General features: G+C 46.2%; 26 protein-coding genes and 2 pseudogenes. 22 read left to right on the top strand and 6 right to left on the bottom strand.

Going from position 1 to position 24,837, the window contains the following annotated elements:
* Positions 1-71: 71 nt before the first annotated feature.
* The 6 genes from F4V51_RS22190 to mmsB all read left to right on the top strand — a co-directional run bounded on the left by F4V51_RS22190 (position 72) and on the right by mmsB (position 8,450).
* Positions 72-1,079 (top strand): substrate-binding domain-containing protein, encoded by a 1,008-nt coding sequence (locus F4V51_RS22190; RefSeq protein WP_153979667.1) that lies wholly within the window; start codon positions 72-74, stop codon positions 1,077-1,079.
* A complete protein-coding gene (locus tag F4V51_RS22185) occupies positions 1,060-3,024 on the top strand; it encodes a cache domain-containing sensor histidine kinase (protein WP_416226488.1) in 1,965 nt (654 codons plus the stop codon). Before F4V51_RS22190 ends, F4V51_RS22185 begins: the two co-directional genes overlap by 20 nt.
* Positions 3,025-3,062: 38 nt before the next feature.
* On the top strand, positions 3,063-4,340 hold the full coding sequence (locus F4V51_RS22180) for a response regulator (protein ID WP_236146836.1): 1,278 nt from the start codon (positions 3,063-3,065) through the stop codon (positions 4,338-4,340).
* Between the two features lie 305 nt (positions 4,341-4,645).
* Positions 4,646-5,731, top strand: coding sequence for a multiple monosaccharide ABC transporter substrate-binding protein (chvE, locus tag F4V51_RS22175; RefSeq protein ID WP_153979666.1), 1,086 nt, complete (start codon positions 4,646-4,648; stop codon positions 5,729-5,731).
* A 21-nt stretch (positions 5,732-5,752) separates the two neighbouring features.
* Positions 5,753-7,303 (top strand): multiple monosaccharide ABC transporter ATP-binding protein, encoded by a 1,551-nt coding sequence (gene mmsA, locus F4V51_RS22170; RefSeq protein ID WP_095359719.1) that lies wholly within the window; start codon positions 5,753-5,755, stop codon positions 7,301-7,303.
* Positions 7,287-8,450, top strand: coding sequence for a multiple monosaccharide ABC transporter permease (gene mmsB / locus F4V51_RS22165; protein ID WP_095359718.1), 1,164 nt, complete (start codon positions 7,287-7,289; stop codon positions 8,448-8,450). Before mmsA ends, mmsB begins: the two co-directional genes overlap by 17 nt.
* A 161-nt stretch (positions 8,451-8,611) precedes the next feature.
* Here mmsB and mgtE read toward each other — a convergent pair whose 3' ends face one another.
* The gene (mgtE, locus tag F4V51_RS22160; protein ID WP_153979665.1) at positions 8,612-9,988 is read right to left on the bottom strand and encodes a magnesium transporter; all 1,377 of its coding nucleotides are present in this window, start codon (positions 9,986-9,988) and stop codon (positions 8,612-8,614) included.
* A gap of 192 nt (positions 9,989-10,180) precedes the next feature.
* On the opposite strand from mgtE, the gene F4V51_RS22155 reads away from it, so the two are divergent.
* A complete protein-coding gene (locus F4V51_RS22155; protein ID WP_153979664.1) occupies positions 10,181-10,885 on the top strand; it encodes a DNA alkylation repair protein in 705 nt (234 codons plus the stop codon).
* Positions 10,886-10,950: 65 nt separating this feature from the next.
* Positions 10,951-11,505 carry a methylated-DNA--[protein]-cysteine S-methyltransferase gene (locus F4V51_RS22150; protein ID WP_153979663.1) on the top strand — a complete coding sequence of 185 codons (555 nt, stop codon included), beginning with the start codon at positions 10,951-10,953 and terminating at the stop codon, positions 11,503-11,505.
* Positions 11,506-11,539: 34 nt separating this feature from the next.
* Here F4V51_RS22150 and F4V51_RS22145 read toward each other — a convergent pair whose 3' ends face one another.
* Positions 11,540-11,731 carry a hypothetical protein gene (locus tag F4V51_RS22145; protein ID WP_153979662.1) on the bottom strand — a complete coding sequence of 64 codons (192 nt, stop codon included), beginning with the start codon at positions 11,729-11,731 and terminating at the stop codon, positions 11,540-11,542.
* Positions 11,732-11,883: 152 nt separating this feature from the next.
* Here F4V51_RS22145 and F4V51_RS22140 point away from each other — a divergent pair, with 152 nt between their 5' ends.
* From F4V51_RS22140 to F4V51_RS22075, 14 genes and pseudogenes are all read left to right on the top strand, one after another.
* The gene (locus F4V51_RS22140; protein ID WP_153979661.1) at positions 11,884-13,107 is read left to right on the top strand and encodes an amidohydrolase family protein; all 1,224 of its coding nucleotides are present in this window, start codon (positions 11,884-11,886) and stop codon (positions 13,105-13,107) included.
* A 232-nt stretch (positions 13,108-13,339) separates the two neighbouring features.
* Positions 13,340-13,795, top strand: a complete 456-nt coding sequence (locus F4V51_RS22135) for a GNAT family N-acetyltransferase (protein WP_153979660.1) — start codon at positions 13,340-13,342, stop codon at positions 13,793-13,795.
* Between the two features lie 31 nt (positions 13,796-13,826).
* Entirely contained in the window at positions 13,827-14,255 is a 429-nt protein-coding gene (locus F4V51_RS22130) for a GNAT family N-acetyltransferase (protein ID WP_201281167.1), read from the top strand.
* Positions 14,256-14,310: 55 nt separating this feature from the next.
* Positions 14,311-14,754 carry a GNAT family N-acetyltransferase gene (locus F4V51_RS22125; protein ID WP_153979658.1) on the top strand — a complete coding sequence of 148 codons (444 nt, stop codon included), beginning with the start codon at positions 14,311-14,313 and terminating at the stop codon, positions 14,752-14,754.
* Positions 14,755-14,845: 91 nt separating this feature from the next.
* Entirely contained in the window at positions 14,846-15,289 is a 444-nt protein-coding gene (locus tag F4V51_RS22120; protein ID WP_153979657.1) for an oxidoreductase, read from the top strand.
* 42 nt (positions 15,290-15,331) lie between these two features.
* A pseudogene (locus F4V51_RS29315) lies at positions 15,332-15,436 on the top strand (histidine phosphatase family protein); the annotation flags it as partial.
* Positions 15,437-15,502: 66 nt separating this feature from the next.
* A complete protein-coding gene (locus tag F4V51_RS22110) occupies positions 15,503-15,988 on the top strand; it encodes a DinB family protein (protein WP_153979656.1) in 486 nt (161 codons plus the stop codon).
* Positions 15,989-16,009: 21 nt separating this feature from the next.
* Complete coding sequence (locus tag F4V51_RS22105; RefSeq protein WP_153979655.1) at positions 16,010-16,489, top strand: GNAT family N-acetyltransferase; 480 nt, start codon at positions 16,010-16,012, stop codon at positions 16,487-16,489.
* 48 nt (positions 16,490-16,537) lie between these two features.
* On the top strand, positions 16,538-17,053 hold the full coding sequence (locus tag F4V51_RS22100; RefSeq protein ID WP_153979654.1) for a P-loop NTPase family protein: 516 nt from the start codon (positions 16,538-16,540) through the stop codon (positions 17,051-17,053).
* A 300-nt stretch (positions 17,054-17,353) separates the two neighbouring features.
* Entirely contained in the window at positions 17,354-17,995 is a 642-nt protein-coding gene (locus F4V51_RS22095) for a GNAT family N-acetyltransferase (protein WP_236146616.1), read from the top strand.
* 7 nt (positions 17,996-18,002) lie between these two features.
* Positions 18,003-18,212: pseudogene (locus tag F4V51_RS22090) on the top strand (ADP-ribose pyrophosphatase); the annotation flags it as partial.
* Positions 18,213-18,241: 29 nt separating this feature from the next.
* Positions 18,242-18,481 (top strand): DUF3977 family protein, encoded by a 240-nt coding sequence (locus F4V51_RS22085; RefSeq protein ID WP_153979652.1) that lies wholly within the window; start codon positions 18,242-18,244, stop codon positions 18,479-18,481.
* A gap of 95 nt (positions 18,482-18,576) precedes the next feature.
* Positions 18,577-19,098, top strand: coding sequence for a DinB family protein (locus F4V51_RS22080; protein ID WP_415753062.1), 522 nt, complete (start codon positions 18,577-18,579; stop codon positions 19,096-19,098).
* A 280-nt stretch (positions 19,099-19,378) separates the two neighbouring features.
* Positions 19,379-22,480: a hypothetical protein gene (locus tag F4V51_RS22075; RefSeq protein ID WP_153979650.1), complete on the top strand. Its 3,102-nt coding sequence runs from the start codon at positions 19,379-19,381 to the stop codon at positions 22,478-22,480.
* Between the two features lie 88 nt (positions 22,481-22,568).
* Here F4V51_RS22075 and F4V51_RS22070 read toward each other — a convergent pair whose 3' ends face one another.
* The 4 genes from F4V51_RS22070 to F4V51_RS22055 are packed head-to-tail and all read right to left on the bottom strand — an operon-like array spanning position 22,569 to position 24,664.
* Positions 22,569-23,105 (bottom strand): phage tail protein, encoded by a 537-nt coding sequence (locus F4V51_RS22070; RefSeq protein WP_153979649.1) that lies wholly within the window; start codon positions 23,103-23,105, stop codon positions 22,569-22,571.
* Positions 23,106-23,121: 16 nt separating this feature from the next.
* Positions 23,122-23,619, bottom strand: coding sequence for a phage tail protein (locus F4V51_RS22065; protein ID WP_153979648.1), 498 nt, complete (start codon positions 23,617-23,619; stop codon positions 23,122-23,124).
* Positions 23,620-23,649: 30 nt separating this feature from the next.
* A complete protein-coding gene (locus tag F4V51_RS22060) occupies positions 23,650-24,159 on the bottom strand; it encodes a phage tail protein (protein ID WP_153979647.1) in 510 nt (169 codons plus the stop codon).
* The gene (locus tag F4V51_RS22055) at positions 24,152-24,664 is read right to left on the bottom strand and encodes a GNAT family N-acetyltransferase (RefSeq protein WP_162009972.1); all 513 of its coding nucleotides are present in this window, start codon (positions 24,662-24,664) and stop codon (positions 24,152-24,154) included. Before F4V51_RS22055 ends, F4V51_RS22060 begins: the two co-directional genes overlap by 8 nt.
* Positions 24,665-24,837: the final 173 nt, after the last annotated feature.

Raw genomic sequence — 24,837 nt, 5'->3', positions numbered from 1 at the left:
TTTTTTGCGTGTTTGCGTTTACAATTTAAGCGAAACACAAGTGGACAGATCTCAAGGATGTGAAAACGAATATGAAAAAGACATTGCTGGTCTACATTTTACTTATCTCGGCTTTTGCACTGTACGTACTCAGGTATGAATACGCAAGCGAAGCGAATGGCTCTTGGGAAGCCAAGGGACTGCGTGGAGATATTGGTGAAACATACATCATGATCACATTTCAGTCCGGCTTGGAATATTGGAAAAGTGTGCTCAAAGGCTTCGAGGATGCGGGTGATGCGCTCGGAGTAACCGTGGAGTATCGGGGAGCTACCCGATATGACCCGAAGGAACAGACCACGATCATTGAGCAAGCGATTGCACGGAAACCGGCAGGCATCGCCATCTCCGCCATTGACCCGCAATCGCTTATTCCTGTGATTAACAAAGCATTGGATGCAGGTATTCCGGTAGTTTTGTTTGATGCGGATGCCCCGGACAGCAGGGCATATTCTTTTCTCGGCACGGACAATTATCAAGCAGGGGTGACTGCTGCGGACAAAATGGCCGAGCTTCTCGGACGGGAGGGAGAAGTCGCTGTTCTGACCATGCCGGGACAGCAAAATCATGAGGAGCGAACGGAAGGGTTCCGCGATACCATCCGTGATCGGTACCCTTCCATGAAGGTTGTTGAAGTCGCGGACGGGCACGGAGATGCAATGAAATCAAGAGATGAAGCTCTTAGAATGATGAAGACATATCCGGATCTCGGCGGTATTTTTGTAACCGAAGCGACAGGAGCAGCTGGCGTTGGTGAAGCGGTTCAGAATGGGGATGCAGGTTACCCGCTGCAGATCATATCCTTTGATACCAATAAAGCAACACTGGACATGATCAAGAGCGGCACGATCTCTGCAACGATCGCACAGGGGACCTGGAACATGGGCTACTGGTCCCTTCAATACCTGTTTCATTTGCACCACCAACTGACCGTACCTGCACCGTCTTCTTCCGATGAAAATGCACCGCTGCCGGTCAGGGTGGATACCGGAATCTCTGTCGTGACACGATCGAATGTAGATGATTATTATGCCAAATAAAACAGAACATCGTTCTCGAATGCCCCTCGGCTGGAAGAAAATTCGTTTTCGAATGAAGAGCGGATTGCAGAGGCTGCGTTTGCGTAATATGCCGCTGCGCTATCAGCTGATGCTGCTCTTTTTGCTTTTTGCCATCGTTCCTTCAATGGGACTCGGACTGCTGGTGAACTGGACTGTGGAACGGATTGTTGAAAGGCAGGTCGAGGGACACACGATGCAGCTGATCGGCAAAGTCAATGAAGCACTCGACAGCAAGATGGAGAATTTGCAAAACATGACCTATCTGATCGCGTTTGACCCGGATATCCGTGCGTTCATGGAAGGGAAAACGGAGTTTGACGGTCATACTGGAGCAGCGGTATCCGGTGGCGATTCGAACCAGTCCACAGATCAGGATCAACTGTATGGGATCAAGCAGTTTTTGCAGGGATTCACGACATTGTATCCGGAGATTGCAGGAATTGTCCTTGTGAATGGAAATGGAGATTACATTAGCAACGAGATGTACCCGAAAACCAATCAGAGCCTGGTCCAGGAGCAGTGGTACCAAGGTGCGTCCCGGAATGCCGGCATTTTTACTGTGCTGGGTCAACCGAGACAGCGCAACATCACGACACATGTTCGGTATAAGGATAGTGAAATTGTGTCTGTTGCACGTTCCATCACGGATGAAACATCAGGACGTGTGCTCGGTGTCATTATGATTGACCTGAAACTGCGTACCGTATCTCAGGCCGCCAGAGATGTGACGCTGGGGAAATCCGGATATGTGATGGTGACCGATGCAGAAGGGCGAAGTGTCTATATGCCCGACAACCCCCTTGTTGAGCAGATTCCATCCGCGTGGTTCCCTTCCGGGGATAGCGGAATATTCAACGCTGAAGCGGATGGGAAGGAGTTGTTATTCATGTACCAGTCTTCTTCGTTTACAGGATGGAGAACTGTAGGCGTATTTCCGGCGAGGGAATCGATAGCGGAAGTGCGCCAGATCCAGTTTTACGTTGTCAGTTTTGTGTTCGTGGTCTGTCTCTTTGGTCTGAGTGCTTCCCTTCGGTTCTCCAGTTCCATCGCTCAGCCTATTTTCCGGTTAATGTCTTATATGCGCAGGGCGGAAACGGGAAATCTCAGATCCGGCCGCTGGAGCGATCGGGCTGATGAAATCGGCATGCTGGGTAGAAGTTTTAACCGAATGCTGGCACAGATCCGGCAGCTCATGTCCCTTAACGAATTACGGGAGCGGCAAAAACGGGATGCTGAAATGCGAAGCCTGCAGGAGCATATCAAACCTCATTTTTTATATAACACCCTGGATACGATCCATTGGATGGCACAAAGGAAAGGTGTGGACGATGTATCCGAGATGGTGGGCGCCCTGTCCAGACTATTTCGTATCGGGCTCAGCAAAGGCAATGATTTCATTCCCTTGCAATCCGAGGTTGAACATATATCCAGTTATCTGCAAATTCAGCAGACCCGGTACCGGAATCGACTTCAATGTGAGCTGGTGATTCCGGAGGAGCTGAAGGAGCTGTTTGTGCTTAAGCTGGTGCTGCAGCCTATTGTGGAAAATGCCATCTATCACGGGATTAAGGGCAGACGAGGTCCGGGTAAGATTCGAATTGAGTCCAAAGTACAAGATCATAAGCTGGTTCTGACGGTACAGGATGATGGCGCCGGGATGTCCAGCGAGCGGCTGCACGAGATGGCGCAGCTGCTTGGTACACCCTTGGAAAGCATGGAAACACAGGAAGCTGGTCAGGGCGGCAAAAGCTATGGCATGCTGAATGTACAGGCACGCCTTCGGCTTTCTTTTGGAGAAGATTATGGGATTAGTTTGAATAGTCGGGAAGGTGAAGGGACTTGTGTAACCATCACTCAGCCGTTGATGAAAGAACTTCCACAAGCGTGGCAATTCGATACTGAGGGAAGGCGGGATAGTCAATGAAGGAAGCAATGATCCAAGCAGCTTGGACAGAAGCAGAGATGGAGAATACGGCAGCATCGGTGGCTGCAGCCCAGACATTGCAGTCGGCCCGGCGTTACCAAGTGCTGATTGCAGATGATGAACCGATTATTCGCGAAGGCATTCGGGATGCCATTGACTGGGAGGCGCTTGGCATGGAGGTTGCCTGTGAAGCGGAGGACGGAGAGGAAGCGCTGGAGCTGGCTGTCCAGTTCGGTATTGATATCCTTCTAGTCGATATGAACATGCCATTTCTGAACGGCATTGATCTGATCCGTCGCCTCCAGGATGAGTGTCCGGATTGCCGCTGCCTCATCATCTCCGGGCATGATGAGTTTGCTTATGCCCAGGAGGCTGTGCGACTTGGCGTGGAGGATTACATCCTAAAGCCGGTAGATGCAGAGCGGCTGCACGCTGCGCTTATGCGCCTGAAACAGCGCATGGATGAGGAACGTAGACGTACGGCCTACGTGAAGCAGGCTGCTGACCAGATCGAACGCAACATTCCGCTGCTGCGTCAGCGTTTTTGTCTGGAGTGGCTGGAAGGACGGGCGGAGGGAAAAGATCTGACAGAGCAGCTTGCGTTCCTGCGCCTGCCATCGGATCCGCCTGTGCAGATCGGGGTCGTCCGCTGGCCTGCTGCCGAAGCACGGCAGTCCCTTATGCGAGAGAATGATCGTCAATTGTTTCTGTTTGCCGTAGAGAATATTATCGGTGAACTGCTGGGAGATCTTCCCCATGTCCTGTTCCGGGACCCGAATGGATTAATTGGCTTCTGTCTATGGCAGGCTGCTCCGGAAGAACTGGATTGCACCATTGAACAGAAAATCAGTGCCTGTCTGAATATTGCCGTTCATGCTCATGTAGAGCAGAATACAGGTGCATTGGAGGACGTCCCGAGTGCTTACCGGTTATGCCGTGAGCTTATCTATGGGGAAGCCCGCTTGTCTCCGCTGGTGCGCAGAGCTCGGCAGATCATTCATGAAGGGTACGCGGATCGGGAACTGACACTGGAATCGCTCGCTTCGCGTCTGCAAGTCTCCTCGGTATATCTCAGCCGGGTACTCAAGAAAGAGTTAAACGATACATTCGTAACCCTGGTCACCCATGCCCGCATCCGCAAAGCAGTACAGCTGCTGGATTCAACGGCACTGCCTATCCACAGCATTGCAGAACGGGTCGGTTACGATACCCAGCACTATTTCAGCACGGCGTTCAAGAAAGTGATGGGCATTTCACCTGCACAGTATCGGAAGGATGGGGGCACAGGGCAGAGTGCCTCCGCAGACCGAGTGTAGCATCATAAGATATGGCGAGTACAACAGAGTTGCTCTGCTTCTGCGAAGCGGATCAGCTCTTTTTTTCGTGCCTGGGGATGGATCTGGAACGGTATTCAATGAAAGGGATGAGGTACTCCTTCTGAGAATACAAAAGTTAAATTTTTATAAAAAAGGTTCAAAAGCTGCAAAGACTGTTTAAACCTGACAATGCTACGATGGGGTCAGGCAGAAACAGAAGGCAATTGAAGTTCATTTCTAGATTGTAAGCGTTATCTTGTGAAACACAATCAGATCCGCATGATTCGAGGAAAGGGGAACTTGATATGAAAAAAGGAGCAGTGTTGATCTGGCTTCTGGTGATGACCTTGATGTTATCGGCCTGCAATTTGGCTGAGAGCGGAACAGGCAGCAAGGAAAAAGGATATGTCGGCATCTCCATGCCAACGAAATCGTCCGAGCGCTGGGTCGGTGACGGAGAGAACATGGTCCGACTATTTCAGGAACAAGGGTATAAGACAGATCTGCAGTACGCTGAGGACGTGGTCGAAAATCAGATTTCACAGATTGAGAACATGATCACCAAGGGAGTGGATGTGATGGTCATTGCATCCGTGGACGGCAATACACTGACGGATGTAATCAAGAAGGCTCACGATGAGGGCATTCAAGTCATATCATACGACCGCCTGATCCGGAACACGCCTTATCTCACGTATTATGCGACGTTCGACAACTTCAAGGTTGGGGTACTGCAGGCTTCCTACATTGAGCAGAAGCTTGGCCTCAAGGAAGGCAAAGGACCATTCAACATCGAGCTGTTTGGCGGCTCACCCGATGACAACAATGCGTATTTCTTCTTCGACGGTGCAATGTCTGTACTGAAACCTTATATCGATTCCGGCAAGCTTGTGGTACGGAGCAACCAAACTACAATGGCACAGATTGCGACCTTGCGCTGGGATGGAGCACTCGCCCAGTCGAGGATGGATAACTTGCTAAGTGCCTATTACTCCGGAGATAACCTGGATGCGGTGTTGTCCCCGTACGATGGAATCAGCATCGGCATCATCTCGTCACTGAAAGGCGTCGGGTACGGATCAGAGAGTAAACCTCTGCCTGTTATCACTGGGCAGGACGCGGAGCTGGCCTCGATCAAATCCATAGTTGCCGGAGAGCAGACACAGACGGTATTCAAGGATACACGCAAGCTCGCGGAGCAGACGGTAGAGATGGCCAATAGCATTTTACAAGGGAAACAAGCAGAAGTGAATGACGAAAAATCATATAACAACGGAATTAAAATAATACCAGCCTATTTGCTGGATCCAATTTCCGTGGATCGGACCAATGTGGAGAAGGACATTGTCGGCTCCAATTATTACACCAAAGAGGAAATTGGATTGAAATAATAATGGAAAGGAGCAAGTCCCATGACCGGAATCATATTGGAAATGAAGGGCATCACCAAAACCTTTCCTGGCGTCAAAGCACTGGAAAATGTCAATCTCAAGATCCGGGAAGGTGAAATTCATTCCCTGTGCGGTGAGAACGGCGCAGGTAAATCCACACTGATGAAAGTGCTTAGCGGTGTATATCCACATGGAACATACGAAGGGGATATTTTGTTCCAGGGGAAAACCTGCGAGTTCAAAAGCATCAAGCAGAGCGAGGATCTGGGAATCGTCATTATCCATCAGGAGCTCGCACTGATCCCTTATCTGTCCATTGCCGAGAACATCTATCTGGGCAACGAGCGTGCCAGCAAAGGCATCATTGACTGGAAAGAAACACTGGTCGGCACACGTGAATTGCTCTCCAAAGTGGGCTTGAGCGAAAATCCGAACACCCTAGTATCCAACATCGGTGTAGGTAAGCAGCAGCTGGTTGAAATTGCAAAAGCACTCTCCAAAAAGGTTCGTCTGCTCATCCTGGATGAACCGACAGCAGCGCTGAATGAGGACGATAGTGAAAACCTGCTCCAATTAATGCTGGAGTTCAAGAAACAGGGAATAGCGTGTATCCTGATTTCCCATAAGCTGAACGAGGTGTCCAAGGTATCGGATTCCGTCACGATATTGAGGGATGGCAAGACCATCGAGACGCTGGACATGAGGAAGGATAACGTCACCGAGGACCGGATTATCAGCGGTATGGTGGGCCGTGATCTGACAAGCCGCTATCCGGAGCGTCATGCGGATATTGGTAACGTCATTTTGGAAGTGAAGGATTGGACGGTTTATCACGAGCATCATGCTGATCGCAAAGTGCTGGACCGGGTCAACATGAACATCCGGCGTGGTGAAATCGTTGGTATAGCCGGTCTGATGGGTGCGGGACGCACAGAGCTGGCCATGAGCATATTTGGCAAATCCTATGGACGCAACATATCGGGCCAGCTCATCAAGGATGGCCAACCGATTCAGAACAACAGTGTAACGGAAGCAATTCAGAATGGTTTTGCATACGTGACAGAGGATCGGAAGGAATACGGGCTCATTCTTATGGATGATATCAAACGCAATATTTCACTGACCGGCCTGGGCAAGCTGACCAAAAACGCCGTTGTGAATGAACGTGAAGAAGTGCTGGTTGCCGAAGAGATGAAGAAAAGCATGAATATCAAAGCCCCAAGCATCCTTCAGAAAACCGGCAATCTGAGCGGGGGGAACCAGCAGAAAGTGGTGCTGAGCAAATGGATATTTGCCGGACCGGATATTCTCATTCTGGATGAACCGACCCGCGGAATCGATGTGGGCGCGAAATTCGAGATCTATACGATTATTCACCGGCTCGCTGCTGAGGGCAAGGGCGTGCTGGTCATCTCATCCGAGCTCCCGGAGGTTCTGGGCCTGTGTGACCGGATTTATGTCATGAATGCCGGGCGCATCACGGGTGAAGTCAGCCGCGAGGAAGCGACGCAGGAAACGTTGATGAGATATATGACGAAGTCTGGAGGCGAGAAGCATGGAAATGCTAACTAAACTGTTCAAAAACAATATACGCCAATACGGCATGATTATCGCACTGGTTGTCATTATGATCTTGTTCGAGGTGCTGACTGGCGGGCTCTTGCTGAAGCCAATCAATATTACGAATCTGATTCTGCAGAACAGCTATATCCTGGTGCTCGCCATCGGGATGGTACTGGTCATCATTACCGGACATATTGATCTGTCGGTCGGATCTGTTGCAGCCTTTGTCGGTGCAGTGGCGGCAATTATGATGGTTGACTGGCAGCTTCCCGCTTGGCTGGCGGTAATTGCTTCTTTGCTGGTAGGGGCGTTAATCGGAGCCTGGCAGGGCTTCTGGATCGCGTATGTGCGGATTCCGGCCTTTATCGTAACCCTTGCGGGCATGCTGCTCTTCCGCGGCTTGACGATGATTGTGCTGGAGGGCCAGTCCATCTCTCCTTTTCCGGGGGGATTCCAAAAGATAAGCTCCGGATTCCTGCCTGATATCCAATTCTCAGGTTTCGGTCTCATCTCGATCCTTGTAGGGATTGCACTTACAATCTGGTATATCGTAAATGAACTGCGGGAACGCCGCTCCCAGCGGAAATACGGATTCGCGGTGGTGTCGCAGGGACTTTTCCTGCTCAAGCTGATTGTGGTGGCTGCGGTAACGAACCTGTTCACCTTCGTACTTGCAAGCTACGCCGGCATTCCGAATATCCTGATTCTGCTGTTTGTGCTGATTGTCGTGTACTCCTTCGTCATGAACCGCACTGTAATGGGACGTCATGTGTATGCACTTGGTGGAAATGAAAAGGCAGCAGGACTATCCGGAGTCAAAACCAAAAAAGTAACGTTCTGGGTATTTGTAAACATGGGCGTGCTCGCTGCTGTATCCGGTCTGATCTTCGCTGCTCGTCTGAATGCGGCTACCCCAAGAGCGGGTACCAACTTCGAACTGGATGCGATTGCTGCCTGCTTTATCGGTGGAGCTTCAGCTTCCGGAGGTATTGGAACCGTGTTTGGAGCGATCATCGGCGGCTTGGTTATGGGGGTACTGAATAACGGGATGTCCCTCATTGGATTGGGCATTGACTGGCAGCAGGGAATTAAAGGTCTGGTGCTTCTGCTTGCCGTAGCCTTCGATATCTATAATAAAAATAAAAGATCGGCATAGATTGATAGAAAATAGATCATTTCATTTCATCTCATCGATATCTTAGAGCTCGGACTTCATTTATGTTTAGATGTAGAATGTTCACTCATTTGGAAAGACACAAACAGACCCGCTATCCTTCATAGTGGGTCTGTTTTTTCGTATGTCAGGTACAGCCGGTTTTACATGAGTGCATCCAGAAAGCGGGTTGCGATCCCGAAGTAAATAAACAGCGACAATATATCGTTCAGCGTAGTGATCAAGGGTCCGGAGGCAACGGCGGGATCAACCTTGAAGCGACTTAGCAATAAGGGGATACATGTACCTGTCAGTGTACCGATCACGAGTGTGAAGAAGAGGGACACGCCAATAATGGTGCCGAGCAGCCAATCCCCCTGCCAGAAGTAGGCGATAACTGTAATCATGACTCCGCATACAAGTCCAATCAGGGTACCTACCTTGATTTCCCGACCAATTAACGCCAATACGGTGGATTTGTCGAGCTTGCGACCAATGAGACCGCGGACGACGACAGCCAGAGACTGTGTTCCCGTATTTCCGGTCATACCGGCGATCATGGGCATGAAAAATGCGAGAGCAACCACCTGATTCAGCGTATCCTCGAAGAAGTCCACAATGCTGCCTGAGATGAGTCCGATGAATAGTAACAGGATGAGCCAGGGGAGCCTGCGTTTGACCGCCACGAGCGGTTTGGTATCAAAATCAATATCCTTGCCGCCGCCGCCCATCTTCGCAAGGTCTTCACTGGCTTCATGCATGATGATATCAATGACATCATCCATCTGAATGACACCACAGAGTCTGTGGTTCTCATCAACGACGGGCAAGGCGATAAATTCATAACGCTGCAGCAGCTGCGCAGCTTCTTCCTGGTCCATGTCCACAGTCGCATAAATGACGCGCTTGGTCATCAGCTCCTCTACCCGGGTCTTGTCACCCGCCTGAAGCAGGGACCGGTGACTGACCACTCCAACGAGTTTGCCTTCATCATCCGTTACATACAGATAGCTCGTTGCCGGTATAGGCGGCGTGCCCTGGGATTCCCTTATCGCTTCCTTCGCAGTCTCATGTGCCAGAAGAGTGCGGTAACGGTCGGTCATGATCCGGCCGGCTGTCTCCGGCGGATAATTCAGCACAGAGCGGATAATGGCAGAGTGGTCGAGTTGCATATTCGACAACAGCTGTTCCCTGCGTTTGGAAGGCAAATCATGCAGGAACCGGATCAGATCACTCTTGTCCATCTGCTGCATAACCTCAAGCGTACGTTCCGGCCCTAGCTGTTCGAACAGCTTAATCTGGTCATGAAGCTTGAGCGATTCGGCCATATCGGCGAGAACATCTGGCTTGAACAGCAGCAGCAGCCGCTTCGTTTCCTGTTCGGGAAACTTTTTGTAGATGAGCGTAAGATCGTAGGGATGCAGTTCTTTTATCGCTTTATAAAATTCGGGCAGGTCTTGGGTTTGTACATATTGAACCAGCAGCTCGGTGATTTCTTCGATTGAATTGTTTTTAGGCGATTGAGGTCCGTTCTTGTTCATATCCAGACTCCTTTCTAGAGGCGGGGCTCCGTATTTTTAAACGCAATGTAAGCGAGGTAAACAGCAAATTGGAGGATTGAAGCATGGACTGTGCTATTGAAATCTTGCTCAACTATTCGGAACGGGCTTACAAATAGGCGCTGCGGAGATATACTGGTTGTACCAAGTAACTGATGAGGAGGACTTGCACGAGTGGAAACAGAGATTAGAACACAGCTGCTCAGTCTGGCCGAACCGGAGTACCAAAAATTCTCGGCTGCATTGATTCCCAATATTACGAATCTGATGGGTGTTCGATTGCCTGCGATACGCAAGATGGCGAAAAAGCTCGCTGCAGGGGACTGGCGTGCGTACCTGAAGACGGCTGACGATGACTATTTCGAAGAAGTGATGCTGCAGGCAATGGTTATTGGACATGTCCAGGCGGATCTGGATGAATGGCTGGAGCATGTCGCCGCTTTTGTTCCCAAGATTGATAACTGGTCGATATGTGACAGCTTCTGCGCCGGATTGAAATATACGAGGGTACATGCAGAATCCGTGTGGAATTTCCTGCAGCCTTATCTGAAGTCAGATCAGGAGTACGAGATACGTTTTGGCGTGGTCATGCTATTGAACTTTTATCTGGATGAGACATACATTGATCGGGTTCTGGTCTCATTGGATCAGATTAAACATGAAGCGTACTACGTCAAAATGGCGGTAGCATGGGCAATATCGATGGCCTATGTGAAGCAGCCGGAAGTGACGATGCCATATTTGAAAAACAATACGCTTGATGATTTTACCTACAATAAAGCTCTGCAGAAAATAACGGAGTCCTATCGCGTGGATCCCGAGACCAAGCAGATGATTCGCAGCATGAAGCGGAAGACCAAGAGATCTGTTCGTGTATAGCAGCGGAGCCTTCTTTATATAGAAAGAAACGAAATGAAATACTCAATAGGGAGGAGCGTGGACACATGCGAAAAAAGATCATATGGTCTGCTTTGGAGCTGGACGGAAGTCCGTGGGTGTTGATCGCTACGGAACTGGGGATCTGCCGTATTGTCATGCCGAATGAAACGTTGGAGGACTGGAGCAGCTGGATAACCCGGATTGCCCCGGGAGCAGAGCTGGTACAAGATGAACAAGCCATAAAGGGGACAGGCATGGTGGACTGGCTGCAGGCTTACTTTGCAGGGGAGCAGACTCGTTATACGGACGAGATTCCACTTGATCTGATTGGCACAGCATTCCAGCAGCAGGTGTGGAAAGAGCTGGGACGTGTCCCTTATGGTGAAGTTCGCACATACGGCGACATTGCGGCTGCAATTGGCAGACCTACGGCGGTTCGTGCAGTTGGGGCTGCGAACGGAGCGAATCCCATTCCCCTTCTGTTACCATGTCACCGCATCATCGGTGCCAACCGCAAGCTGACCGGATTTCGCGGAGGCCTGGAGTTGAAGCGCAGACTGCTGGACTTAGAGCGGATTGAAGGCGTGACGGATGGCGGGCATGAGCGGTTTCATTTTTGAAGAGCGGTGGTTTAGGGGGATAGGGTGCAGGCACTTAGTTGTGCCTGTTTTTGCATTCTCTGATTATCGTTCCGAGCGTCTGTGGAATAACGAGAACAAGTAGGAGGATCACCGTGTACGAACCCCAACGTACTTCTGAAAGGGACGTCCCGGTTACCGTATAGTACAGCATCATGAAAAGTGTAATTGCGATTGCGCTTACGAAGATATGAAGCCATTTATTCATGTTGAGGGCACACCTTTCCGCTAGTCAGATCCAAACGATCCTCGTATGGAACACCAACGTTTTACATATTTTTGCCTCGTTCAACCCTATGGTACCATAGAGCACAGATGATCGATACCATGCACGGCACACTTCGTGGAAAGAGGGATGACATGTTAAATCAGGCATATTGGTTGACTAACGTAACGTTGGAGCAGGGTTATGTTACGGAAGAGGGCCAGGTAACGGGAACACAGACAAAGAAGGCCCAGCTTCGGGTGGAGAACGGAATCATTACTGAGATGAAGGATGAGGGAGTAGAACTTCAGACGGATCTGCCTCAATATAATGCTAAAGGGCAGCTGCTGCTGCCTTCGTTCGAAGAAGCTCATATCCATCTGGATAAAACGTATTACGATGGACCTTGGCAAGCCGTAAGGCGCATATCCAGCATTTTCGAACGGATTGAAGAAGAGAAGGTGCTGCTGCCCAAGCTGCTGCCGGATGCGAAACGTCAAGCGGAGAGTATCCTGCATCTGATTCAGGGTTATGGGTCCACTCATGTACGCAGCCATTGCAACATTGAGCCCGTCAGCGGGTTAAAACGGCTTGAGGCCACCAGACAGGCACTGGAAACTTTCTCGGGCAAGCTCTCCTCGGAGATTGTGGCGTTTCCACAGCATGGGCTGCTTCGCTCCAATTCGGTGGAGTTCATGCATCAAGCCATGCAAGAAGGGGCTGCAATCGTGGGAGGTCTTGATCCTCATACGGTGGACGAGCATATCGAGAAATCGCTGCATGCCATGGTAGATCTGGCTGTGCAGCATCAGGCGGGGATCGATATCCATCTGCATGATCGCAATGAGCCGGGCAAGCAAACGCTGCAGCGACTCGTTGACCTGACGGAAGAGGCAGGACTTCAAGGGAAGGTCACGGTGAGTCATGCATTTTGGTTCGCTCAAGCGGAGCCGCAGGAGGCGGAGGATATGGCGAAGCGTATGGCCGCTCTTGGCATGAGCGTGGCTTCAACGGTACCCATTGGCAAAATGGTTATGCCCCTTCCGATGCTGCATCGCGTCGGGGTCAACGTGAAGCTGGCCACAGACAGCCTGACCGATCATTGGTCACCTTTTGGCAGTGGAGATCAACTGGAGAAAGCAGGGCGCTTCGCCGAATTGTATGGATACAATGATGAACGTTCGTTATCCCAGTCTCTTGGTTTCATCACGGGTGGAGTTACACCGCTGGATACGGAGGGGAATCAAGTCTGGCCTAAAGTAGGCGATGCGGCGAGCTTTGTACTGGTTCAGGCAAGCTGCTCGGCGGAAGCTGTTGCCCGTAAATCTGCCCGGCAGGCGGTATGGTACAAGGGGCAAATGGTGAGTGGAACTGTATAAGAGAAATGCAGAAATCATGTGAAGCCACGGGAAACCGTGGTTTTTTTGTGATGTTAAATGAAGATACACCTCTAAGGAGAGAGGAATAATTTATTCGCATATACCATGATTTGGGTTATGATGGATTTAGTTTTCCAGATGTATATGTGTTGGATAAATTGTAGGACAGGTCCGTGCAAGTATTTATATGGATTATGGTAAGACGATGATAAATGATTAAGGGGAGGCCCTCATGTCAGTAGAGAACGTCACACTAAGGTTGATAACGAAAGAAAATGAATTGGAATGCATTAACCTTAAACCCCGGGAAGAGCAAATGAACCTGGTCGCTACGAATTCGGACTCGCTCATTCATGCAATCAAGGAGACCACTTCCAAGCCATACGGAATCTATGCAGAGGATCAGATGGTGGGTTTCATTCTATTTGACAATGAAATCTATAGTGACGGGTATTACTGGATTTTGCGATTTATGATTGATGAGAGATATCAAGGAAGAGGCTATGCCAAACAAGCTATTAGAGAAGTGATCAACAAACTAAAAAGCAGAGTGGATTGCCAGCAGATCAGGGTGTCTCATGTACCGCATAACGTTGTGGCGAACACGCTATATAAAGCTTCTGGATTCCAGGACACAGGCGAAGTTGAAGACAATGGAGACATTATATTGAGTTATCACCTGAATTAATTATTTTTAGAAAATGAGGAGCGTGAGCGTGATGATCAGGGAAGCAGAGTCAAGAGATGCGCAGGCTATTGAACGTTTGTATAAAGAGTTATTGCCAAACAACTTGAATACAAAAGTGTTGGGAGAACGTATTGAGGAGATCCAAAATAATCCCAACAGTTTCTTGCTCGTATGCGAAATCGATCAAAAGGTCATTGGTACAGCGCACTTACATATTTGTCTGGATGCTCTGGTAGAGGATAGACCGTTTGGAGTAGTCGAACGAGTCATTATTACAGAGCATGTTCAGAGCAAGGGATACGGTTCAGAACTGATGAAGTATATCGAAAATATAGGTATACAGAAAAATTGTGTGAAAATGTTTCTAACCAGTGGAGCATCCAGAAGCGAGGCACATCATTTTTATGAAAAACTAGGGTACGATGGAGAGTCAAGCAAAGCATTTAAGAAATACCTATAGATGAAGAACCAAGTGAGCAAACAAATCTAATTGAACGAAATGAGGTCATAGAGCGATGAGTAGCCCGAAGCAAGATGTTGAATTGCAGATAGTATATGAAGATCATGAGGAAGACTACAAAGCCATTTGTGATCGTTTATATAACTACAATGTAAGAGAAACGAAAGGGTTATTAAAGAAGCCAGGAAAAAGTATCAATCTATTTCTGAGGGATATGGAAGGCCGGGCTGTAGGTGGAATCTTCTGTGCTACATACTGTGAGACGTTATATATTGATAACTTTTGGATCGACGAGGAATATAGAAATCAGGGGAGTGGGAAGTCTCTCCTTTTGCAAGCGGAAAGCATAGCCTCAAGTATGGGGTGCAAACTTGCTCACACCAGCACATTTTCCTATCAGGCTCCAGAGTTCTATCAGAAAATGGGCTATGAAGTGTTTGGAGTCATCGATGAATATCCAGAGGGCATAGTTCAGTATTTTCTGAAGAAAAGGCTGTAGACTTTTTGGAAATGTAATAACTATTACGAATGGAAAAGCGTTATTTTATTTATAAGTTATCAGCAGGATAAACAACAAGGAGAATCTAGTAATGACTACAATAAATGTTTTAGAAACTCAACCTTCCAGTCGGTATGATGAATTAGATCCATCTCAGGATGGGAATAAAAACACAACATTCGCAGATCTCATTATCGATGGAAAGTCTCTATATCAGATGCTTAAGAGGCACGATCTGGTACCAGCACTGGGATGGGGAACTGAAGAAAATCAAAGACAAATGATTCAATACTTTTTGTTAAAGGAACCCCATGAGTATCTGTATTATAGATATCCCATTTTAGTATGCCCTTTGTGCGGGGACGAAGAGTGCGGTTATATCTCCGTGAAAGTGGATCGGGATGATGATGTAGTTATTTGGAAGGACTTTATGCTGGAGCACAAGAACCAACCACTAAACATAGGTCCATTTTATTTTGTGTGGGAAAACTATGAGAGAGCTATTCAGGGTACATTTGGAATGGTAGAAATGTGAAGATATGTTTTGAATCAATGGCGACAAAGGAGGTTTGGCAACATGATCTACGTTCTTAGGCATGGGCAGACCGATCTGAATAAGGAGGGAAGACTCCAAGGCAGACGAGGTTTGCCATTAAACCATTACGGAATCCAGCAAATGGAACGGCCAAACCGAGGAGTTTGATCTTAAAGTAAGGTGAACAAAATCATTTATAGGAGCGATACAATCATGGCTAAAACTACCGGTGAAATGATTGAGGAATTCAAGTCGTTTACTTCGTATGTGAGAGAGTTGGACAGTCTATCTGAGCAGGTTTGGAATACGCCAATAGCTGAAGGCAAATGGACTTTGAAAGACGTTATCGCGCATATGATGCTGTGGGATCAATATTTCTATGAGGAAGCTATCTATAAAATCAAACAGGGCGAACCATTGACCGTTAAGCATCTGAACTTTGATGAATTTAATGCAAATGCGATGGAATACTCAAAGACCAGACCGAAGAAGACCATTGTTGAACAATTTATAGAAAAGCGAATGAACATTATCCATGATATTACTGGATTGAACGAAGAAGAATATACGCGAGAATATAAGGATGGAGACAAGAAGAAATTCAGTATTAAAAAGTATGTAAGGGCATTCATCTCGCATGATATACATCATAAAAAGCAGATTGAAGCCTTTAAGAAGACGCTAAACATAGCTAAGTAAAGGTGAGGTGGTAACCACGATATGAATTATGAATTAATTCAAGCATCCAAGGAATTTAAGGGTATCATACAAAATCTCATGCAATTCTATAGTTATGATTTCTCTGAATTTATCCATTGTGATGTGGAAGATGATGGTCTATTTAAGGACTATCCTTATTTGGAAGACTATTGGATCGAAGTGGATCGTCGATTTCCATATGTCATCAAACAAGAGCATAACTATATCGGGTTTGTGTTAGTCAGGTGCATAGAATCAGAAGAGCGAACGTATTGCTCCATTGCGGAGTTTTTTATTATGAAGAAATACAGAAAGACAGGCATAGGCAGGGCAGTAGCTAAACAACTATTTGATATGCATAAAGGGCACTGGGAAGTACACCAGCTTGAAAGCAATGTGCCCGCACAGCATTTTTGGAATAAGGTTATACACGAGTACACACAAGGAAACTTCTCAGATCGAGTGTATGACGGTAGAAGAATACAAGAATTTATAAGTTAGATGGACAGAAAAACAGATTCATAGATGACAAGGACGAGATAATTTCAAATGACATACAAGAGAATTCATATTATTGGTTCTACAGGTAGTGGGAAAACATATTTAGCGAGAACTCTGTCCAGCCAACTAAACATCCCATATTTTGAATTGGATAAGGTGATGTGGAGCAGCTCCGTTGAATTTGCTGGAAAGAACCCACCTGAAATACGGGATAGACTGCTTGAAGATATTATAAGTGAGGATGCGTGGATTATTGAGGGGATATATTACAAATGGGTAATGAGGAGTTTTGAAGAGGCAGATATTATCATCTTTTTGACCCCGAAACCAATGGAAAGAGCCATAAGAATTGTGCTGAGATTCATTAAGCAAAGAATTGGATTAGAAAAAGCAAACTACAAACAAACATTTAAAGGTTTAGTCGACATGCTGAAATGGAATTACAAATTCGATAGTGAAAATATGAATAAGATTTATGAGCTACTTGAACACCATAAGCGAAAATTAATTATAGTGAATAGTAATAATAAAGTGCTCTCTATGAAGATATTCAAGGGGGAATGACGAGTGCAGGTAGCTGAATGGTCTGAAAACATAGAAACGTATGATTTATCCAGCGAATATTCTATTCGTAAGGCTGACCCGGAAGAGTGGGGAATATATTGCTCGGTGTATTACAATATGCGCTTGTTGGTTTTTTTAGAGAAGAACGTTTCAGTGCTAACCGAAATAATGCGTATTGGATCTACCAGGGAGAATCGAAAATGGGTGGGGTACGGATGGCACCCAATAATATATATCATTTATTTTTCATTCCACCGTTCAATTAATCATTTGAGGTACTGAAGCTTCTGAAAAAGATTCTTGTTAGCTAGCTGGTCTGATCGAACCCAAGCCATTAAAGCTTTTGAAATTCTTCCGGACCAGGTTCATTTATTTGCCAAAGCCGGATTTTGGCCAGTGGAGTTCAGATGCCGCTGGATGCAGCGTCCCACTGAACGATTCAACGTGACTTGGGACGACGATCTGATCATCAAGAGTCCTCAAATTACCGAAGATGCAACAGGCACCAAGCGATTTACAAATGAAAATGAAATAGCTCAATGCGACTTCGCAAGCTTTGTAGGAGGTTTTGAGGCGGTAAGAAGAAATAAGTCTTCGCTGGAACAGTTCATACCTGATGAAGATCCCGCTCTAACCAATGAGACCCTTACGGAAGCTTCTACACTTTTGTATGACAAAAATACGGGGAAGCTTGTCGCCAATTGCCGGCTTTGTTTACAGGACACGGAGGCAGCAGTCTATAGTATTGGTGTTATCCCATCGCATAGAGGGAGAGGTATTGCTACATATATGCTGCAGAGAGCTTTGACAATCCTGAAAGGAAAATATCCAATCCTTCGGTTGTATGTCATGGAAGGAAACGATGCAGAATCCGTATATTATAACCTCGGGTTTATTCCTGGAGTACAAGAAGTACAGCAGATGATCATTCCTGGAGAATGAAATGAAAGGCGTATTTCAAAATGTGGAGGAATCCATTGTGAATACGTTATTTCTGGCAAAGCCAATTGGAGGTCAACTGACCGTATCCAACGAAAGTCTGGAGACCAAGTATTTCTCGGTGGAAGAAGCCTTACGGCTAGTTACGTGGAAGAATTTCAGACAGCGAATCGAGTATTGTTTAAGACCTGACATGCAGCCCTTTTATATTGAATTCTAAGAAGAAGAGGCTTTGAAAAGGAGCATGCTGTGAAAAAGTTTAGAGAGATCGGATATGGAAACCGGTGGTTTATCCGAACGGAATTCGAACACGAAGACGGTACAGAAAGCGAGGTCAAGGGATTTACTAGACCCTTCACTCTTAAGTCAGTGTACGTTAGAGTATGGATCGGAAAAAAGGTAATGATCATCGATACAAAAGAGGGAATTAAATTTGTGAATAAAAAGGTGAAGAAGGTAAAAATCATTCTTGGTTTCTTTGGGTATTGATTCAGGAATCGGGGATGCTGTGAACTTTATTATGAGCCAAGTAGTAAAGTAGTACAAGAGTACATACCTAAGGTGGAGGGAATTAAATCATGAACATGGATAATATTTATCTGATAAGTGACATACCGGGTTATTCTCCACAGATTAGTCGCCTAATTTCAATGATGAACTATGCCAGATATACAACGATTGAAGAAGTCAAAGATCTATCCATCGATCACCTTGATTTTTTGCTGGATACCGAGAGCAACTCGATTGGAGCATTGCTGCTGCACTTTGCGGGGGTCGAATATGCTTATCAGGTGGCGACGTTTGAGAATCGGCAGCTGAACGAAGAGGAATTATTGGAATGGGGCCCGGCCCTTCAATTAGGTAAGGAAGGACAGGAAAAGATCAAAGGCAATGATATCACCTTTTATTTTACGAAAATGGACCAGGTAAGAAGGAGAACACTTCAGTTCTTTCAGAGCATAGATGACGACTGGTTAAGCAAGGAAGAGGATTTTTGGTATAACAAACCGGCCAATTATTATTTTATGTGGTTTCATGTTTTTGAGGATGAGATCAATCACAGGGGTCAAATCAGAATGATCAGAAAGAGAACTCTTGACGCTTAAGGTGGTGACGTTTTTTTATATTTGTTTTTTTGGAAAATTAGAGAGTTCCCAGATTCTCTTAAGTAGTTACTCTTTCTATTTTTATGGTCACTCTAGTATTTAGATATATATTTTTTTGTCGAAAAATAACAAACAAAGTCTATGTTTATGGATAAAATTAACTTACAATTAGGTACAAAGTGATAATCATCACTTCTCAGAAGTTATATACATAGAACTTTTGGATTACACAAGGATGATACTCAGTAATTTATAAGGCCTATAGGGGAGGAACTAGAAAATGGGAGTTGTGGAAAACAAAAGTCAGTCATTGTATTCCGATGTTCAGCGGGGAAAAAAAGAAGATTTGATCTACTTAACGGCTTCCGATCTAGTTCTAAAGCAAAATTACTTTTCAGATGTTACAGCGCACTATTGGATACAGGCGGATACGATCCATCTCGATGGATCTATAAGTTTGCCAGGGCGTAATCTAACGCTAAATGCGAGAGTTATTTCTTCCAATGGGGATATTTCCATTAGTACGTCGGGATCACCCCTTCTTAAGGATCAAGATTTTATGGATGAACCGAAGGCTGATTCCGGCCTCAAAGCGATCAAAAGCGGAGACGATGGCGGAAGAGGACATGACGGTTCCAACGGAGCAGATGGAATATCCGCTGGGCACCTGGTGTTGACTGCGGAACGTTTTGATTTAAAAGGAGAATTACGTCTTTCTGCAAATGGTAGTAACGGGGGTCGCGGACAAGACGGAGGGGACGGAATGGATGGCCGCCCAGGGGATGATGGGAGAGACGGTGAAACCCATATTTTCTGGTTTAATGACTATGCTACAGCGGGTACCGACGGAGGTAATGGTGGTGACGGAGGTAACGCGGGGCGTTCGGGGAATGGTGGAGACGCGGGTCATATATTTATTGCCTATGTCGTTTCAAGCGAAGAACATCGAATAACGATGGAAACACAAGCGGGAATCGCTGGAGCACCAACCTTACCTGGAAAAGCAGGAACTGGATATCCGGGGGGGAGAGGTGGCCTTCAACTGGAGACAGTCTCTGTAGGAAGGACATCAAGTGTTACGAAGCGCAGTAGTACGAAGCGAGCCGCTAGTGGAAAGGATGGCGTAGACGGCAAAGTTGGACTTGGCGCGGATAATGGAATTGACGGTAAACCGGCAGAATCCATCATTATTCAGATTGCCTATAATCAATTCTTCGGAGCGAGAATCGCTAACCCGGAACTTTACAAGCGTCTTTCTTCTGTAAATTTAGAAACTGCCTTAAGTGCCTCATTTGAACGCCAGACACTAACCTTACATAAGGCAGGGTTAGCGTATCTTTCGGGGAGTGAGGAGAAACTCGAAGAAGCAGCCAACCTCCTAAACTGGATGCAACAAACAACACCCAATGAGTCTTGGTTTAACGAGGTCCGAGCTCAAGAGACCCATACTGAATTCCAAAGCGATATGCTGGACGCTTCCATTCAATGGCTAGCACTACGAAATAAAGCGATGATTCTTATTACACAGTTGGGACAAGGGTTAGACTATTTTGGTCATCCTTGGAACTGGGTACCGCTGATGCCTTTAGATAAATATCAAGACTTGGGTGTCAATCTGATTAACTCTGCACAACAAGCTGAAACATTATATCGTGATTACATCATAGCTGAGAACGACCAACGAGGCCAATTGAAAGTTTTAAACGATGCCATATCAGTTGCGGTGAATCGAATCAATGATATAGAAGGTCAAAGGCAAGATTCGATTAAAGAGCGGGCACGTTTGGAAGTGGAAGCAGATAAGCTCTATGAAGATATCCTTTCAAAAGAGAGATCGCTTCAAAAGGTAGCAGAAGAGTTTGTTGAAGCCCTGCGTAGTAAACTTGCCTTGTCCACGCTGAAGGCTACATTTGATTTGGTGGTGAACGGCATAGCGCTGGTGACCAATGTAACTCCAGCCCTAACGGCGCTCAAAACAGGTGGTGCTATAGCGTCAGCTATGAGTAACTACTGGAATACAGGTAAGGCCATTGTGATTGACGATACGTTCAAAAATGCCAAAACGGTAGAACAAGAAAAAAAGAAAAAAGAAGAAGAACTCTCTAAATCTATTAAAAGTGTGACTACTGCTGCCTCTTCAGGTCTCGCAATTATTAAAGATGGAATCGAAATTTATACTCTGATGAATCAAATGCACGATGCACGTGATTCCTTCGGATATTCTTCATCCATGCTTGCCATGTCACGTGGAAAATTTGAAGAGATGTTAAAACCCGTTTATGACCAAATGCCGAAAGATAAGGTCGATGGATATCGTAAGGCGTTCAATCAATATCTTAACGTCGTTGAAGAATATCAGCGCAAAAAACAATCCGTGATAGCTAAACATTTGGAAGAAGCAAAACTATTAGCCGAAATGGAACAACGACGTGCGGATCAGGATCGAATCAAGCGAGTGATGGGTGATGACGTGGATGCTAGCTTGCCGATGTTCCATACGTACATTTTCGATCTGTACAACAGCTTAAAGTTGGCATTAACCGATTTCTTGTATCAAGAGTACCAAGCGTATCGCTATATGGTTCTGAGCCAGGAGCTCTTCCCATTTGTTCAAGATAGCCACGTGGCTGAGCTCAGTCGTATCCATGCCGATGTGACGGTTAAGTTGAAAAACGCGCTAAATGCTTCGGAGAATCCAGTACAACCATTCAAGAACGTGACGTTTATATTCAACGAAGCATCGTTCCCAGAACAGTTTGAAACGCTGAGAGAACACGGAGCAGCTTTCTTCCCTTTGACATTAGATAATGAGCTTATTCGGGAGAAAATTGCAGGTAAAGCTCACATGATGGTTAGTGACTGTCACATTCAATTACCAGGTGCACGGCATACTGCTGGAGACATTCACATCGAATATACTCACTCTGGACATTCAACATTCCTGGATTCTTATGGCCAACGTTTTGACTTTGTTCATAACAAGAGCCATGGCTTCTATGAATATGAAGTAACTCCAGATCAAGGTGCAGCAGCTGATATCGAACCGAAGGAGTTTATCCGCAATGAGTCTGGTGGTGCTGTGGGCGACGGGGCTAGCCGAATTATGCCAGGTTTATTGTCCGTATGGTCGATTGAGGTACCAGGAGAGGATCGAGGCGGTATTAAGCTTAATGAGGGAGTAGATCTGAGCCAAGTGAAAAAGATCGTCATGACCTTCCAGGGAAAGGCAGAGGCTTATGCTTCTAAAGCTCAAGGAACAAAATTGACCTCCTTTGCAGCGAAAAAACTTATTTCTGAAACGTTCGCCGATAATGAAATGTTTGGGTTGCCGGGTACTGGAACAGAAACGGTACAAACAGATTCAATTGTGATAGAGCTGTAGTCTTATATGGAATGGATTAAGTTTTCCCGGAACGTTAATAAAGAGGCGTCCTTAATGGACAGCCTCTTTTGATTATATCTATATAAGATTAACCACGCGAAGGAAATTCACCCTGCAAGCAAATAATAAAACTCTGTGCAATAAAAGGTTGCATATTGTTATGAGGTTGAGATGAACCAGTTACTCCTAAAGCCATTGCCGCCATCTCTGTGGTTGGAGTGTTACTGTACAATGGAGGCTGTGGCGCAGTAGGAATAGGCTTGGCAGCTTGTGCCCAGTACGCATCTTTTGGTGATGTTTGATTCCCCGTCGCAACAATGCCTTGTGGTGCATGGGTATGAGCTGGGATTTCGGTTTGAAGTAACGTGACCACTGCTTCACCAACCTTTTGTCCAACGGTCCGAGGAGTTAGTCCTGTTCCAGTGCCTTGATGAATAACAGCCGAACCCATCAAATTGGGCAAAGCAAAAGTTGTTTTACCGTCTCCGCCATACTGTACACCCAATATAGAAAAGAGAGCCGTATTTTGCGTAATAGACATCAATTGACCATTACATAATGCCCAACCTTTTGGGGCAAAATTTCCAGCGAAAATTCGGATTTCGCCAATATATGCATCAGCCATAGTCTTTTCCTCCTTATTAGTTGCGAGAAGGGAAAATTCCCTGAACCGCAATGGCGTAATTCAAAACGGTGTACGGTTGCATATTGTTATGAGGTTGAGACCCGCCGGCTACCGAGAGAGTTCCTGGATTCATGGTTTCTTGTCCAGTGGTAGATCCGAATGAGTTCGGGACAGCTGCCCAAACGTTGTTTAGAGGAGTTGCTGCCGATGGAGTAGTATCAGAAGCTGTCACTTGATGGTTATGTATCGGCATTTCATTGATAGTTAGCGTGTGTGATGCTTCACCCTGTGAAGTACCCAGCGGGATTGTTGCAGACACATGTACAGGTACTCGCCCGCGATAATCAGGAAGTGCAAAAGTAGTAACACCATCCCCGCCGTATACGTTACCGAGCAGTGAATATAGAGCCTGATTGCTGTTAATTTGTAATATTTGTCCTTCGCAAAACATCCAGTTTCGGGGGGCGTAATTATTGGCGAACAATCGGATCTCGCCCAAAAATGGTTCTGACATGAGGTGACCTCCTCTATTTTTTATTCGTTTTTAGGGTTGAGGGGGGAACCAGCCCTCTAAAGAGATAATGAACGAAATAACGGTTGAAGGCATCATATTGTCATGAGCCTGATTTCCACCAACGGTGGATACAGAAGCAGTATTCATATTCACTGTAGTGGCTTTATCTGTAGTGTAATAGATTTTTCGTGGTGAGTTAAACCAGGTCGCATTACTTGGTGTTGAGGTAATTGTTGAGGTATCTGATGCTGTATACACTGAATGTGTGTGTGCAGGGAGTTGATTGGAAACCAGAGTAACTGTCTCATTACCTGATTTTTGGCCTCTAGTATATGTCGTACTTGGGTGTACAGCAACTCTGCCCTGCAAATCAGGCAAAGCAAACGTGGTTTGGCCATCTCCGCCATATGTGGTCCCAAGTAGAGCGAACAGAGCTTCATTTTCAGCAATCGATACAATTTGTCCATTACACAAAGCCCACCCTCGAGGAGCGAAGTTTCCTGCAAACATACGAATTTCCCCTAAATAAGCTTCACTCATTTGTTCTCACCTCATTAAATTTTGGTTCGGATTTACTTGTTTTCGAAGCATGCCATTCCATTAGCTGATGTAAACCTGTGCTGTGTACAGGAAAAAAGTCAAGCTTCTGGTACAGATTCGTTGCTCTGTTCATCGGAAGTACACTTAAATGAATTCTTGCTCCGGCACGATTTGCCTGGTGTTGTAGATCCAAAATCAGACTCGTACCTATGCCTTGATTGCGATACTCCGGAAGTAGAGAAATATCAATAAGCACCCATTCAGACCCTTTTTCAAATACATACATTTGACCAACCGGTACACCGTTTTTACGAACGATCATTCGATTGGCACCTGGGTAAGAAGCAGCATATGACATGGTTTGAGCTCTCCATTGCATATGTAAAAATTGTTCCTGCTCTGCTAATCCCCAGTTCCAACTTTGTAATTCGTCTTGGCGGCTCAATGAATACAATTGAAACAAAAACGCTTCATCTTCAGATTTTGCAGCAACTGTATCAATCACTTTTAGTTCTCTCTCCCTTGTGCCAGAGTGGTGGCTAGACATGATTGTCATAATTTGTTTATAACAGATGGCAGGAGGCATGTCATCTAAAATTTTGCGGTTTTATATCGAATAGTGACGAAAAAATATAACCGAATTTCACAAAAAACATGCCACTTACGTTAGAAAATGGG

The sequence above is a fragment of the Paenibacillus xylanilyticus genome (assembly GCF_009664365.1).
Taxonomy (GTDB): Bacteria; Bacillota; Bacilli; order Paenibacillales; family Paenibacillaceae; genus Paenibacillus; species Paenibacillus xylanilyticus_A.
This window is presented reverse-complemented; position numbering and strand designations above follow the sequence as displayed.

What these genes read in the sequence shown, in the direction of transcription:
- F4V51_RS22110 (WP_153979656.1), top strand. Translation starts at nt 15,503, where the DNA reads ATGGCTAAAACTACCGGTGAAATGATTGAGGAATTCAAGTCGTTTACT.
- F4V51_RS22150 (WP_153979663.1), top strand. Translation starts at nt 10,951, where the DNA reads ATGCGAAAAAAGATCATATGGTCTGCTTTGGAGCTGGACGGAAGTCCG.
- F4V51_RS22130 (WP_201281167.1), top strand. Translation starts at nt 13,827, where the DNA reads ATGATCAGGGAAGCAGAGTCAAGAGATGCGCAGGCTATTGAACGTTTG.
- F4V51_RS22100 (WP_153979654.1), top strand. Translation starts at nt 16,538, where the DNA reads ATGACATACAAGAGAATTCATATTATTGGTTCTACAGGTAGTGGGAAA.
- chvE (WP_153979666.1), top strand. Translation starts at nt 4,646, where the DNA reads ATGAAAAAAGGAGCAGTGTTGATCTGGCTTCTGGTGATGACCTTGATG.
- F4V51_RS22120 (WP_153979657.1), top strand. Translation starts at nt 14,846, where the DNA reads ATGACTACAATAAATGTTTTAGAAACTCAACCTTCCAGTCGGTATGAT.
- F4V51_RS22080 (WP_415753062.1), top strand. Translation starts at nt 18,577, where the DNA reads ATGGATAATATTTATCTGATAAGTGACATACCGGGTTATTCTCCACAG.
- F4V51_RS22135 (WP_153979660.1), top strand. Translation starts at nt 13,340, where the DNA reads ATGTCAGTAGAGAACGTCACACTAAGGTTGATAACGAAAGAAAATGAA.
- F4V51_RS22140 (WP_153979661.1), top strand. Translation starts at nt 11,884, where the DNA reads ATGTTAAATCAGGCATATTGGTTGACTAACGTAACGTTGGAGCAGGGT.
- F4V51_RS22145 (WP_153979662.1), bottom strand. Translation starts at nt 11,731, where the DNA reads ATGAATAAATGGCTTCATATCTTCGTAAGCGCAATCGCAATTACACTT.
- F4V51_RS22105 (WP_153979655.1), top strand. Translation starts at nt 16,010, where the DNA reads ATGAATTATGAATTAATTCAAGCATCCAAGGAATTTAAGGGTATCATA.
- mgtE (WP_153979665.1), bottom strand. Translation starts at nt 9,988, where the DNA reads ATGAACAAGAACGGACCTCAATCGCCTAAAAACAATTCAATCGAAGAA.
- F4V51_RS22070 (WP_153979649.1), bottom strand. Translation starts at nt 23,105, where the DNA reads ATGGCTGATGCATATATTGGCGAAATCCGAATTTTCGCTGGAAATTTT.
- F4V51_RS22075 (WP_153979650.1), top strand. Translation starts at nt 19,379, where the DNA reads ATGGGAGTTGTGGAAAACAAAAGTCAGTCATTGTATTCCGATGTTCAG.
- F4V51_RS22180 (WP_236146836.1), top strand. Translation starts at nt 3,063, where the DNA reads ATGGAGAATACGGCAGCATCGGTGGCTGCAGCCCAGACATTGCAGTCG.
- F4V51_RS22125 (WP_153979658.1), top strand. Translation starts at nt 14,311, where the DNA reads ATGAGTAGCCCGAAGCAAGATGTTGAATTGCAGATAGTATATGAAGAT.
- F4V51_RS22060 (WP_153979647.1), bottom strand. Translation starts at nt 24,159, where the DNA reads ATGAGTGAAGCTTATTTAGGGGAAATTCGTATGTTTGCAGGAAACTTC.
- mmsA (WP_095359719.1), top strand. Translation starts at nt 5,753, where the DNA reads ATGACCGGAATCATATTGGAAATGAAGGGCATCACCAAAACCTTTCCT.
- mmsB (WP_095359718.1), top strand. Translation starts at nt 7,287, where the DNA reads ATGGAAATGCTAACTAAACTGTTCAAAAACAATATACGCCAATACGGC.
- F4V51_RS22185 (WP_416226488.1), top strand. Translation starts at nt 1,060, where the DNA reads ATGATTATTATGCCAAATAAAACAGAACATCGTTCTCGAATGCCCCTC.
- F4V51_RS22065 (WP_153979648.1), bottom strand. Translation starts at nt 23,619, where the DNA reads ATGTCAGAACCATTTTTGGGCGAGATCCGATTGTTCGCCAATAATTAC.
- F4V51_RS22190 (WP_153979667.1), top strand. Translation starts at nt 72, where the DNA reads ATGAAAAAGACATTGCTGGTCTACATTTTACTTATCTCGGCTTTTGCA.